Raw genomic sequence first — 13,391 nt, forward strand, 5'->3', positions numbered from 1 at the left:
GTAACATGTTCATCTGAGCGCCAGGCAGGCGAAATTTGATCCTGAGATCCGCATTCCAATATGATGATGCCGCACAACTTTTTAACCGACTTAGCGGGGACGCGCGGGTGAGTGGAAGTAAACATGCTCTGAACTGGACCACATTACTGATCGCCATCCCCGTTGGATGTGTGGCCTCGCTAGTGACGCTGGCCTTTCGCGGCGTAATTGAATTGATCAATTATCTGCTGTTCAACAGTGACAGTGAAATCACCGTGGCGATGCATGTCTGGCCGTGGATCTTCTGGCCGCTGCTGGTGGGCGCGGGCGGCGTATTGGCCGGTTTTTTCCTGCGCTATGCGGTGGCGATTGAGAAACAGGAAACGGTGCAGACCGATTATCTGGAGGTGATCAACGCGCGGCTCGATGCGGTACCAACCAAAACCTCGCTGTTCCGTGCGCTGTCATCGATGGCTAGCATCGGCAGCGGCGCGTCGATTGGTAAAGAGGGGCCGATGGTGCAGCTATCGGCGCTAAGCGGCAGTTTAATCGGGCGCTGGCTGCCCAAATCGCTGAATCTGCGCAACAGCGATATCGTGGCGATGGCCGCTGCTGCCGGGCTTTCATCGGTGTATCACGCCCCTTTGGCGTCGGCGATATTTGTCGCGGAGATCGCTTTTGGCATCTCGGCGCTACAACGCTTGATTCCGCTAATTGTCTCGTCGGCGGTGGCGGTGATGACCATGTGGTCGCTGGGTTTTCGCAGCGCGCTATATCCGTTATCCGAAGCGCTATTTCAGATGGATATCAGCAGTTTGCTGATGACGTTGCTGATTGGTTTTGTCGCCGGTATCGCCGGCTGGCTGCTGATCAAACTGATTGCGCGTAGCAAGGCGCTGTTTGGCCGCGTGCGTTCGCTGCCGCTGCGGCTCGGCGCCGGTGGATTAGCGGTGGGCTTTCTGGCGTTGATCTCCACCGATATTCTCGGTAACGGTTACGAAGTGATCGTGAAAATCATTGATGGCCAATATCTACTGATGGGGTTACTGGGATTGCTGGTGCTTAAAACGCTGGCGACCACGCTGTCGGTGGGTTCCAACGCGGTGGGCGGGCTGTTTACCCCTTCCTTATTGATCGGCGCACTGCTCGGCGTGGCGCTGGCGCAGATGGGCGTGATGCTGCATTTACCGGTCGGCAATACCTTGCTGTATGCGGCGATCGGCATGGCGGCGGTGCTGGCGGCGGTCAGCCAGGCACCGTTAATGGCGATGCTGATGGTGCTAGAGATGACGCTGAATAGCAGCCTGCTGTTCCCGATTATGATCGCGTCAGTACTGGCCTCGATGGTGGTGTATCGCCTGCAATCGTCCAGCACTTATCCGGTGGTGAGCAGCCATTTCAGTCGTTCCGAAGCCAAGTATGATTTCGATAACATGCGTGTCGATCAGTTGATCATTCCCGGCGCGGCGTTGCAGCCAGAAGAGTCAGTAGGGCAGGCGCTGGCGGTGAGCTCGCTCAAGCGGGAACGTTATGTCTATGTGATTAATAGTGAAGGGCAATTTCTCGGCGTGGTGTCGATACACGATATCTCACGCAAGGTGTTGTCGCAGGAGATCACGCTGCATTCGCCAGTCAGTAGCGTGATGGACAATAACTTTCCCTGCATTTATCAGAATCAAAGCATGCGCGAAGGTTGGGAAGCCTTTGCCCGCGTCACGCTTGAACGCCTGCCGGTGCTAAATAATCCGCAGGAGCGCCGTTTTATGGGCGCACTGACCAAAACCAGCCTGATCCAAAAAGCGCAGGAGTTTCTTTAAGCTGCGTTGCCGCGCATCGCCTGATCGGTCATCCACAAGCGGGCGTCAAATTCGAGCTGGTGATAATCCGGTTCCATGTGGCAGCAGAGTTGGTAAAACGCTTTGTCGTGCTCTTTCTCTTTCAGGTGCGCAAGTTCGTGCACCACGATCATGCGCAAAAATGCTTCCGGTGCGAGGCGGAAGAAAGTGGAGATGCGAATCTCCGCTTTGGCTTTAAGATTGCCGCCTTGCACGCGCGAAATCGCCGTATGCAGCCCCAACGCGTGCTTCATCACCTTGATTTTATTGTCCCAAATCACTTTGCTCACCGGCGGTGCGCTGCGCATATAGCGGTTTTTCAGCGCCTGCGTGTAATCATAGAGCGCGCGGTCGCTGACGATATTGTGCGTATCGGGATAGCGTTGCTGGAGAAAGGCCCCTAAGCGCTCATGTTCGATCAGCGTCTGAACCTGCTCGAGGATGTTTTCAGGGTAGCCCTGCAGATAGATTAATGACATTGGGATTCCCGGCGAAAGACAGTATACTGCGCCCCCTTTTTAGGGCGAAAATCGCGCAAAGTGTACCACGCCGGAGATTCCATGAGCCAACTTGAACTGACCAATCGCACGCTGACGCTGCACCGCTTCCCGCCAATGCGTGAGGAAAGCCCGCTACAGGCGTGGGATTCCGCCGATGAATACCTGTTGCAGCAAGCGCTGCCTGAGGGACCGGTTTTGGTGTTCAACGACAGCTTTGGCGCGCTGACTTGCGGGTTGGGAGCACGTCCGGTGTGGCACGTCAGCGATTCGCTGCTGAGCGAACAGGCGGCAAAACAGAATCTGCGACTCAATGAGATGGATGAAGATCAGGTGCATTTTCTCGATAGCCTGGCGCCATTGCCGGCCGCACCGGCGGTGGTGATGATCAAAATCCCCAAAGCGCTGGCGCTGCTCGAGCATCAACTGCGTGCACTGCGCGAAGTGGTCACGCCGGACACGCTGATTCTGGCGGCGGCGAAGGCCAAAGATATTCACAACTCCACGCTGCAACTGTTCGAGCGCATCCTCGGCGAGAGCAAAACCTCGCTGGCGTGGAAAAAAGCGCGTCTGATTTACAGCCGCTTCACTGCGCCGCAATTAGCGGATCAGCCCGCCACCACCGTTTGGCCGCTGGATGATTCTGAGTACCAGATCCACAATCACGCCAACGTGTTTTCCCGCGCGTCGCTGGATCTGGGCGCACGCTTCTTTATGCAGCATCTGCCTTTTGACATTGAAGGTGAGATTCTCGACCTGGGTTGTGGCAACGGCGTGATTGGCTTGCTGGCACTGGAACAGAACCCAAACGCGGACGTGCTGTTTTATGATGAATCCTACATGGCGGTGGCATCAAGCAAACTGAACGTGGAAGTGAACCGTCCGCAGGATATGGCGCGCTGTCAGTTTCGCGTTAACAACGTGCTGAGTGGCTTCCCGTCCGATCGCCTGCACGCGGTGCTGTGCAATCCACCATTCCATCAGCAGCACGCGGTGACCGATCATCTGGCATGGCAAATGCTGCGTGATGCGAAACGCTGCCTGCAGTATGGCGGCGAGTTGCGCATCGTCGGCAACCGCCACCTCGGTTATCACGTCAAAATGAAAAAGCTGTTTGGCAACTGCGAGCTGGTGGCGTCCAACGCCAAGTTCGTGGTACTGCGTTCGGTCAAACTGCGCTAATTACACACTCAGCGCCAGTTCGGTCGCCTGAGCGATAGCGCGGCGAGCATCCAGCTCCTGCGCCACATCCGCACCCCCAATCACACGTACGGATTTGCCACGCGCGCTGAGCTGGTCCGCCAGCAGGCGCAGCGGTTCCTGCCCGGCACAAATCACCACGTTATCTATCGGCAGCGTCATCGCTTCGCCCTGATGGCGCAGATGTAATCCGGCGTCATCAATCTGCAAATATTCGACGTCGCCCCACATCTGCACGCCGTGCGCCTGCAAGCTGGCGCGGTGGATCCAGCCGGTGGTTTTCGCTAAGCCTGCGCCCGGCTTGCCGGATTTGCGCTGCAGCAGCCAGATTTGCCGATCGGCGGGCTGTGGCTGTGGCGCAATCAAACCGCCTCGCGCCTGCAGGCTGCGGTCGATGCCCCAGCTTTGGTAAAAATCGTCATGGCTGGTTTGATGCAGCAGAAACTCGGCGGTATCAAAACCAATGCCGCCCGCGCCGATAATCGCCACGCGTTTTCCCACCGGTTTTTTATCGCGTATCACATCAAGGTAGCTCAGCACGCTGGGATGATCGATGCCAGGAATCGTCAGCTGGCGCGGCAAGATACCGGTAGCGATGATTACTTCGTCAGCGGCTGCCAGTTCGTCAGCGCTGACGCGATGTTCCGTTTTAATCGTTACGCCTGCGGCAGCAAGTTGGTAACGGAAATAGCGCAGCGTTTCACTGAATTCAGCTTTGCCGGGAATCTGTCGGGCGATATTAAACTGCCCACCAATTTGCGCATCGGCCTCGTAAAGCGTGACCTGATGGCCGCGCTGCGCCGCCTGCAGCGCGAACGCCATACCCGCGGGTCCCGCACCCACCACCGCCAGCTGTTTCGGTTGCTTGGTGGCAATCACCGGCATCAGCGTTTCGTGGCAGGCGCGCGGATTCACCAGACAAGAGGTGATTTTGCCAACAAAGATTTGATCGAGGCAGGCCTGATTACAGGCAATGCAGGTGTTGATGGCATCGGGCTGGCCGGTTTCGGCTTTACGGACGAAAGCCGCATCGGCGAGGAAAGGGCGCGCCATCGAGACCATATCAGTGATGCCATCACGCAAAAGCTGTTCAGCGACATCGGGATGGTTGATGCGATTGGTGGCGATGACCGGCACCGATACGCGCTCGCGCAGGTGCTGCGTGACCCAGGCAAAACCAGCACGCGGCACGCAGGTGGCGATGGTGGGAATGCGCGCTTCATGCCAGCCAATGCCGCTGTTAAACAGCGTAACGCCGCACTGCTCCAACGCTTGCGCCAGTGAAAGCGTCTCTTCCAGCGAGCTGCCGTTATTGACCAAATCGAGCATCGACAGGCGGAAGATAATGATGAAGTCGCTGCCGACGGCATCACGCACCGCTTGCGTCACCGCTAACGCGAAGCGCTGGCGTCGCGTCACATCGCCGCCCCAGTCATCCTCACGCTGATTGGTGTGCGCCACCAGAAACTGGTTAATCAGATAACCTTCCGAGCCCATGATCTCCACGCCGTCATAGCCGGCCTGTTGCGCCAGTTTGGCGCAGTGCGCGAAGTCCTGAATGGTTTGCTGAATATCCGCATCGCTGAGCGCTTGTGGCGTAAAAGGATTGATCGGCGCCTGTAATGCCGATGGGGCAACCAGGTCACGCTGATAGCTGTAGCGCCCGGCATGCAGAATTTGCAGCGCGATTTTCCCGCCTTCTGCATGCACCGCATCGGTGATGATACGGTGCCAGTTGCACTGACTTTCCTGGTTGAGGATCGCTCCGCCTTGTGCCACCACGCCTTGCGGATTGGGCGCGATACCGCCAGTGACAATCAGCGCCACGCCTTCACGCGCTCGCTCAGCGTAAAAAGCGGCCAGACGCTCTGCGCCCTCAGCGTGTTCTTCCAGTCCGGTATGCATCGAACCCATCAGGAAACGATTTTTAAGCTGGGTGAAACCCAAATCCAGCGGGGCGAACAGGTGGGCATAATGCTCAGACATAATCACATACTCAGAGAGTGGTCGGATGAGTGAACTCTAGCGGGATTTTGCAGGGAAGGAAGTGTGTGGCGTTCAGCCTGTGAGAAGTATCAAAAAAAAGCAGGGCGGTAAGTCGCAGACGAAAGTATCGGACTTCTTTCGGCAGGCACGGGAAGAAACCTACTCGCCCTGTAATAGCATGAAGAAGGGGCTAATAAATTAGCTCTGTGGTTATTAATTCCTTTATAACTCAATCTTTTTAAAAACTGTCCGGGGTTAGGACAAGGCATATCATGCCACGCCATAACGTTATTAATCAGCAAGACTAGTCTTGATTTTTCTTTCAACAAGCCCCATTGCGACGTGCAAGTTCGATGATATCAACCAGGTTTTTTGACTCGAGTTTTTGGAATATCTTTGTTTTATAAGTGCTGATTGTTTTATTATTTAATCCCAATTCGCAAGCGATGGTTTTATTGGACTTCCCCTGTGCGAGCTGTCGCAAAATTAAATTTTCACGGTCAGTCAGGCGAGAAAGCATATCTTGCTCATTCGCATAACGCTGACGTTTATCCAGAATGTCGCCCGGTAGATAATTCACATTATTAGAAACGCAGCCAATGGCGGCGATCAGTGTTTGAATGGGATCGTAAGTTGACACGAACCCATTCGCACCCTGGCTAAGTGACTGTATAGAAAGGTGGTTATTGCCATCCTGACTAATCAGTATGACTTTCATCCACGTCTTTGATTTGACGATATCGCGTAAAAATGCGATGCCATTTTTTTCTTTAAAGTCAGGATCTAATATTAGTATGTCGATGTGGTGATGAATGATATCATCAATACCATCGTTAATTGTGTGCGCAGTAGTGACACAATTAAAGCCATTCATTAATAATAAAGCCTGCACGCCGGCGGCAACCAAACGATGCTCATCAACGATGAGGATTTTTGCATTAAACATATCTCTCCCTTTAACGGCACCGTAATGATGACGTTGACGGCCATTATGTCCGGCAGATTAATAGGGCGAACCGAGAAATGTCTCGATAAGATTATGATTCTATAAATCTTGATGATTTTTCAGGCGATGTTTCTCAAATTCTTGCAAGGATTCATTAACACGTTTCATTTCCTCGACAATCTGCTGAATTAACGCTTGCGGATCGAGGGCTTCTTCGCGGTGTTTCTCCAACTTGCGGCCCAGTTCAGTCAACGTTGGAGCATTTAGCATTGCTGCTCCTCCTTTTAATTTGTGACCCAGCTTTGACAGGGCGCTGGCATCATCGGTTTGCTGAAGTGATACCAACAACTCATCGTGGCTGGTTCGTATGCTGTTGAGTAACACCAGACAACCTTCACTATCCTGTTCGGCCAGTTGTGTTAACAGCTGTGGGAAGGAGGAGATACTCGCTGCCGGCGGGGCCTGGATTTCGGGTTTTATGGCGCTACGCCGGGTACAACGTGCAACCTGAGCAAGTAAGCTCTCTAAATCCAGCGGCTTGAAAAGACAATCGTTCATTCCCGCCTGAAGGCAGCGTTGCATAATATGCTGCTCAGCCGATGCAGTCAGGCCGAATAGCATGATCGGTGTTAACTGATGCTCATGCTCGTATAGACGCAGCGCTTCAGCGAACTGAAAGCCGTTCATGCCCGGCATATTACAGTCTGTGATGATGAGGTCGAAACGTAATGGATCCTGCTGCCATAATGTCAGTGCTTCTGCCGCACTTTCACTCACCATGACTTGATGGCCAGCCAGTTCAAGCTGTTTCCCAAGCAGTAATCGGTTGGGTGCGTGATCGTCGATGATCATCACGGAGAGCTTGTCGGAGATCAGCGGCTGCGACAAATGAGGCTGTGTTTGATCCTGCGGTTCCCCGGGCAAGGCACGGAAATAAAAAGAGAACACCGCGCCTTCCCCTGGCGCACTTTCCACAATCAGCTCACCATCCAGTAAATGCGCCAGATTACGACAAATGCTTAATCCTAATCCGGTGCCAATTTGCTGCTGCTGACGATCGCCCACCTGCACAAAAGGTTCGAAGATGGCGTGCTGTTGGTCTTCCGTCATGCCACAACCTTGATCGCTAACTTCGATCACGAATTCACAACCGTCCTCCTCCTGCGCAATGCCCTGCATGAGCACAACAGTGACAGTGCCGTAATCGGAAAACTTAATGGCGTTGCTCAATAGATTGGAGAGAATTTGATTCAGCATCAATGGGTCTGTTTTCACCCAGTAAGCAGCAATATCCATCTCTACCCGCAGTTCAAGTCCCTTAATCTCTGCTTTATTACGGAATAGCGTAACCGCTTGATCGAGAACATCAGGAAGGTAGACCGTTTCTAACGTTGGTTGATAAAGGCCGGACTCGATTTTCGACAAATCGAGAATATCGCCAATCAATGACAGCAACGCGCGTGCCGAATGGTACGCAACACGGATGTTCTCTGAGAGTGAATCAGCCGGTTGCAAGCGAGTTTCGAGCTCCAGTAAGCCAATCATGGCATGCAGTGGCGTGCGGATTTCATGGCTCATGCTGGCAAGAAATTCACTTTTGGAGCGGTTGGCTTTATCAGCCACATCTTTGGCGAGTTGTAACTCCTGCAGCAGCGCATTGCGTTCAGTGACATCCAGCCAGCCCCCAATAACACCTGCGACATCACCGTGCCGATCGCGAAACGGCAGTATCCAGTGATAAAGCTGGAATGTTCGCTGTTCAAAATCCATATGTATGTCGCGCATGACGGCTTCGCCATCCACTAAGGTTTTTTGATAGCCATCTTCAATACTGTGAATACTGGCGTTATTGCCAGTGAGAACGTCCGACAGTCGTTTACCGATGACATCTTCTCGCTGGAAATCCATAAAACGTAGGTAGGCATTGTTGCAATCCACTAATCGGGTTTGTTTGTCGCGGATATACATGGCAACGGGCGAGTCATTGAAGAGTGTATGGGTGAAATTGAGCTGATTTTTCAATGCATTTTCAGCCTGAATACGCTGCTGAATAACCTTCCGCAGATGACGGTTCCACAGCAAAATAAGGGCTATTAATCCGGTCGAGACCGACACAATCAGCAAGATAACTTGTTTGTAACTCTGCCATGAAGCACTGAGGAACGGCATCTCTGACTGACGCCAATGTGCCAGCAACTTGAACATGGTTTCGGGAGGAATCGCGATCAAGGCTTTATTGAGAATGCTAATCAGCGTTTCATTACCGGGTTCAACACGCATGACAAAACGTGCCGGGTCTGCACCCAACGTGGTTTCAATAATCAGGTCATCTGCGTAATGGTTGTGGAGCAGATAATCCACAAAAATCTTTGGCATCACTACCGCATCAATTTCATGCGCCTGCAATTCACGCAAGGCCTGCAAAGGATCATTGATATAGGCGAGGTTCAGATGGGGATAATGCAGAAGCATCCAATCCTTCATCTGCCGATTGTTCAGCATGAGAGCCGAGCCAAAGGGAAAAGGATCCCGAGCCATAATATTCCGAGGGCGTTTATGGCGAATAATGACCCAGTGTGAAACCAGCCATGGGCGGGTTATTAACTGAGGGGGCATATCCGGGGTAAGCATCTCAAGCGCATACAGATGTGGAAAATGCTTATCGGTTTGGTTACGTCCACTTTCTTCCTGAACTTCTGAATTAAATGTAATGCCACTTTGGTTGGCTATCAGATCTAAAACATCAATGATCATGCCGCGAAACGGCATGCTTCCGTTGCGACTGCTGAGTGGAGCGAGGGTTTGCGGTAGTGCGGTGTTAATACGCGGGTGTGCCTGTAGCCATTTCTCCTCTTCATGCTTGAGTGCAAGCGGATTACGCTGCAGCACATGGTACGTATCCAGTTGCCAGCGCTTCGCTATCTGCATGCGAATAGAGAGAGGAATTTGTGTTAAGGCAAAATTAATCGCTTCGGCAAGTTGTGGATAACGCGGGCTAATGCCAAAGCTGAAATTCATCGGAATAGCGTGGTTATCTTTGGTTATTTCCAGCCCATTTGCGAACATGAAGCGATTAAGGTGTGTAAGTGTGGCGGCATTGCCCCATACACGCTCTGTTTGGCCAAATGCTGTTGCTGCGACAGCATCGTAGTAACCAGGAAAGCGAACTAAAAGGTCGCTCTTAAAAGTCTCTTCTAAATGTGCACGCATCAACGCTGAACCAGACCAGGCCATGCGATTGGGTTCATCAATTTTTAATGGAGCGTTCTGCCCAGACTTAAAACCGATCGCTGCATAATCCAGCATCCAGGGGTCGCTGGCGATCAAGGTTTGCGGCTCTGATACTGAGGGGGGTTCTACATAGATCGCTAATAGTTGCATTTCTCCGCTGGTTACGGCTTCCTGGGCCGCGCTATGGCTGGCGTAATAATGGATTTCTATTGTGGTATCCAGCATATTCTGAATCAGAGAGAGATAATCCGCACTCACGCCTTCGAATCGTCGCGTATCTATATCCATAAAAAGGGGCGGTTGTGGTTGCCCAGCGACAGCAACTTTGAGAACGTGATGACGAAACTCCGAAGAGATTGGTTCAGCCAGTTGTAAAGCAGGTTGAGCTACATCATATCGCGCCAGTAATTGCAGTTTTTTCTCTGATGCTATTAATGAACATGAAACTAAAGCCAGAAAAAATAAGGCCAACAAGCGAAAAGTAGTAAGATTAATTAGCACGCTGCCTTCTTAAGGTATCCATTAATATCTATTGGGACCAGGGATTATAAAGATATTATTATCTTTCGCTCGTTCTATTCTTTTACTGTTGAAATTTTGCGACCATTCTCAAATATTTGATTTTTAGCGAAAGAGAGAGGGTGATGACGATGTAACTATATGATGTTCATTTCTTAGCTTATTCAGTTAGTTAGATTGCTCCTTTTCTTTCAAGACAATTCTTATGTGGTCTTGTTAAGGAGTTAAGTCAGACTTTTCCCACTTTTACGTGAGCAGGCAAGTAAGAATCTATCACGGAAAAATATAAACCTAAAAGGGGTATATGAAAATGACCGCTATTAGGGTGACGCTATCGATTTAGAATTCTGATGTTGTGAAGGCTATTTTTCACAGCTGTTGTAATCGACACCATTTATTTATTGAAGCGGGTGTGATAGTCAGAATTGGACAAAGTTAATGCTGTAATAAAGGAATAAATAAATGGTATATGCACATAATAAACAAGTGCGTGTGGCTGTCCTTGATGATCACCCCATGGTTCGTACCGTTTTCGAGTTGTGTTTAAAACATGAGCCCGATATTCATTTGGTGGGAACCTGGGCTTCAAGTAATGAATTATTTAATCAGCTAAGAAGTACCGTAGTTGATGTGCTGGTACTGGATTTCCTGCTGGGTGAACGTGAACTGGATGGTTTGGCGCTGGTGAAGCAACTGCGTAATCATTATCCCCAGCAAAAAATTCTGATCTCTTCTTCAATGGAGAGTCCGGCCATCGTCAAAATGGTGTTAAGCGCAGGCGTGAAGGGCTTTATTGGTAAAAGCCACAATATGCAGGAAATTACCCATGCGATTCGTCAGGTGGCGCAGGGCCGTTTGTTCTTGTCTAAAGAAGTCGCTTACGAGGTTGAAAATCTCTATGTCATGAGCGAAGAGTCGCTGGATGACAGCCTCGATTTCAGCAGCAAAGGCAATATGTATGAGAAGGTGAAAACCCTCAGCCCGCGTGAAGTTGAAGTGGTGCGCTGTTTTCTCGATGGTTTGAGCGTGTCGCAAATTGCCGTGAAGTTTAAACGCAGTCGTAAAACCGTGAGCGGGCAGAAACAATCGGCGCTGAAAAAGCTCGGTTTACGTTCGGATTCTGAGCTGTTCAAATACAGCCATGACCTGATGTCAGGCTATTAATTCTCTTCACAGGCGGCCACTTACGGCCGCCTGTTTCCTCTTCGGCATCGCAGACTTCACGTTCCAGGTAACAGCTTTCCGTAACATGTCTTTAGGTGATGTTCATCACAGTTTTAAGCCGCATAACCCGGTCTGATGGCCCCCATTGCTACAGCACTTATGGGGACGTTATGAATATCGAAACGCAATCCGGCGTGATCACTGGAAAAAAACAAGTCAGCGTTGCGCAGCAGCAGGTGAAATGGGACGGCAAAGGTACGCTGGTGCGTATCACGCGTGGCGGCATTTGTGGATCCGATCTGCATTACTATCAGGAAGGCAAGGTCGGCAGTTTCGAGATCAAAATGCCGATGATCCTGGGCCACGAAGTGATTGGTTATGTGGTGGAGAGCGACAATCCAGCTCTTAAACCCCAACAAAAAGTCGCGGTAAATCCCTCTAAGCCTTGTGGCGCGTGCAAATATTGCCAGCGCGATCAGGAAAACCAGTGCACCACCATGCGCTTCTTCGGCAGCGCCATGTATGTGCCGCACGTTGATGGCGGTTTTACCCAATACAAAGTGGTGGATAGCGCGCAATGCGTGCCGTTCCCGCAGGATGCTGATGAAACGGTCATGGTGTTCGCTGAGCCGCTGGCGGTGTGTATTCACGCCACGCAGCAGGCAGGTGATCTTAACGGCAAGCACGTGTTTATCTCAGGCGTGGGTCCGATTGGCTGCCTGATTGCGGCGGCGGCCAAAGCGCGCGGCGCGGCCTCCATTTTGTGCAGCGATATCAGCGAACGTTCACTGGAGATGGCGCTGCAGATGGGCGCAAGTGAGGTGATTCATGCCGCCGACGGCGATTTCGCGCCCTATCTTGCCGACAAAGGCTATTTCGATGTGGCGTTTGAAGCCTCCGGCCATCCTTCTTCGCTGCAGCGCTGCCTTGATGTGGTATGCGCCAAAGGCACGCTGGTGCAGGTTGGCATGGGCGGCACCATTCCCAATTTCCCGATCATGGCGCTGATTGCCAAAGAGATTAATCTGGTCGGTTCCTTCCGCTTCACTCATGAATTCAACACCGCCGTCGAATGGCTGGCCACCGGCGTGGTAAACCCGTTGCCGCTGTTCAGCGGTGAGTATGCCTTGCAGGATATCGATGCCGCGCTGCAGTTTGCCGGCGATAAAACCCGTGCCGCTAAAGTCCAGTTAACCTTTTAAGGAGCAGTGATGAGCCAGTTATTTTCCCTCAAAGGCAAGCGTGTGCTGCTGACCGGTTCGGCGCGCGGCATTGGATATCTGCTGGCGCGCGGCCTGGCGGAAGCCGGTGCTGACGTGATCGTCAACGCCACCACGCACGAAGGCGCAGAGAAGGGCGCGGCGCAGCTGCGTGAGTTGGGCTTACGCGCGCACGCCAAAGCGTTTGATGTCACGCAATCGGCGCAGGTAAAACAGGCGGTAGATGAGATCGAAGCGGAGTGGGGCGCGATTGATGTGCTGGTGAATAATGCTGGCATCCAGCGTCGTCGGCCGTTCCTTGAATTCCCGGAGCAGGACTGGAATGACGTCATCGCGGTCAACCAGACCGCCGTATTCCTGGTTTCGCAAACCGTGGCGAAAAAAATGGTCGAGCGTCAGCAGGGTAAAATCATCAATATCGGTTCGATGCAGAGCGAATTAGGGCGCGACACCATCACGCCTTACGCGGCCTCCAAAGGCGCGGTGACTATGCTGACGCGCGGCATGTGCGTGGAGTTGGCGCGTCACAATATTCAGGTGAACGCCATTGCGCCGGGCTATTTCGTCACGGAGATGACTCAGGCGCTGGCTGACGATCCTGCCTTTACCGGCTGGCTAACCAAGCGCACGCCAGCCGCTCGCTGGGGCAAACCGGAAGAGCTGATTGGCGCGGCAGTGTTCCTTGCTTCCAGTGCATCGAACTTCGTTAACGGGCATCTGCTGTTCGTTGACGGTGGCATGCGCGTCGCCGTGTGATGACCGGGCGCGGCTGGCATTATCATCGGCCCGCGCCTAAACCTTAATCACCCCTCTG

At 52.3% G+C, this 13,391-nt stretch carries 9 protein-coding genes; 5 read left to right on the forward strand and 4 right to left on the reverse strand.

Translation table 11 applies throughout. From position 1 onward, the window contains the following. The first annotated feature begins 107 nt into the window (after positions 1-107). Complete coding sequence (locus Q3H59_RS02820; protein WP_309833050.1) at positions 108-1,796, forward strand: chloride channel protein; 1,689 nt, start codon at positions 108-110, stop codon at positions 1,794-1,796. Here the strand turns inward: Q3H59_RS02820 and Q3H59_RS02825 are convergent. Further along, the gene (locus tag Q3H59_RS02825; protein WP_101762916.1) at positions 1,793-2,293 is read right to left on the reverse strand and encodes a M48 family metallopeptidase; all 501 of its coding nucleotides are present in this window, start codon (positions 2,291-2,293) and stop codon (positions 1,793-1,795) included. The two genes, Q3H59_RS02820 and Q3H59_RS02825, sit on opposite strands and share 4 nt — an antisense overlap. An 81-nt stretch (positions 2,294-2,374) precedes the next feature. Between Q3H59_RS02825 and rlmG the strand changes: the two genes are divergently transcribed. Further along, positions 2,375-3,493: a 23S rRNA (guanine(1835)-N(2))-methyltransferase RlmG gene (rlmG, locus tag Q3H59_RS02830; protein WP_309833052.1), complete on the forward strand. Its 1,119-nt coding sequence runs from the start codon at positions 2,375-2,377 to the stop codon at positions 3,491-3,493. On the opposite strand, the gene Q3H59_RS02835 is transcribed toward rlmG, so the two are convergent. The 3 genes from Q3H59_RS02835 to Q3H59_RS02845 form a co-directional block, all read right to left on the reverse strand. Beyond that, a complete protein-coding gene (locus tag Q3H59_RS02835; RefSeq protein ID WP_309833055.1) occupies positions 3,494-5,497 on the reverse strand; it encodes an NADPH-dependent 2,4-dienoyl-CoA reductase in 2,004 nt (667 codons plus the stop codon). It lies immediately after the preceding gene. 322 nt (positions 5,498-5,819) lie between these two features. Beyond that, positions 5,820-6,443: a response regulator transcription factor gene (locus tag Q3H59_RS02840; protein WP_192412225.1), complete on the reverse strand. Its 624-nt coding sequence runs from the start codon at positions 6,441-6,443 to the stop codon at positions 5,820-5,822. 99 nt (positions 6,444-6,542) lie between these two features. Next, a complete protein-coding gene (locus Q3H59_RS02845) occupies positions 6,543-10,175 on the reverse strand; it encodes an ATP-binding protein (protein ID WP_309833057.1) in 3,633 nt (1,210 codons plus the stop codon). A gap of 480 nt (positions 10,176-10,655) precedes the next feature. Between Q3H59_RS02845 and Q3H59_RS02850 the strand changes: the two genes are divergently transcribed. The 3 genes from Q3H59_RS02850 to idnO all read left to right on the forward strand — a co-directional run bounded on the left by Q3H59_RS02850 (position 10,656) and on the right by idnO (position 13,333). Continuing rightward, positions 10,656-11,357, forward strand: a complete 702-nt coding sequence (locus tag Q3H59_RS02850; RefSeq protein WP_008103473.1) for a response regulator transcription factor — start codon at positions 10,656-10,658, stop codon at positions 11,355-11,357. Positions 11,358-11,527: 170 nt separating this feature from the next. Beyond that, positions 11,528-12,559, forward strand: coding sequence for an L-idonate 5-dehydrogenase (idnD, locus tag Q3H59_RS02855; RefSeq protein ID WP_309833059.1), 1,032 nt, complete (start codon positions 11,528-11,530; stop codon positions 12,557-12,559). A 9-nt stretch (positions 12,560-12,568) separates the two neighbouring features. Next, a complete protein-coding gene (idnO, locus tag Q3H59_RS02860; RefSeq protein WP_309833061.1) occupies positions 12,569-13,333 on the forward strand; it encodes a gluconate 5-dehydrogenase in 765 nt (254 codons plus the stop codon). Positions 13,334-13,391 lie beyond the last annotated feature (58 nt).

It is taken from the genome of Pantoea sp. SORGH_AS_0659, assembly GCF_031453915.1.
In the GTDB taxonomy this organism is placed as follows: Bacteria; Pseudomonadota; Gammaproteobacteria; order Enterobacterales; family Enterobacteriaceae; genus Pantoea; species Pantoea leporis.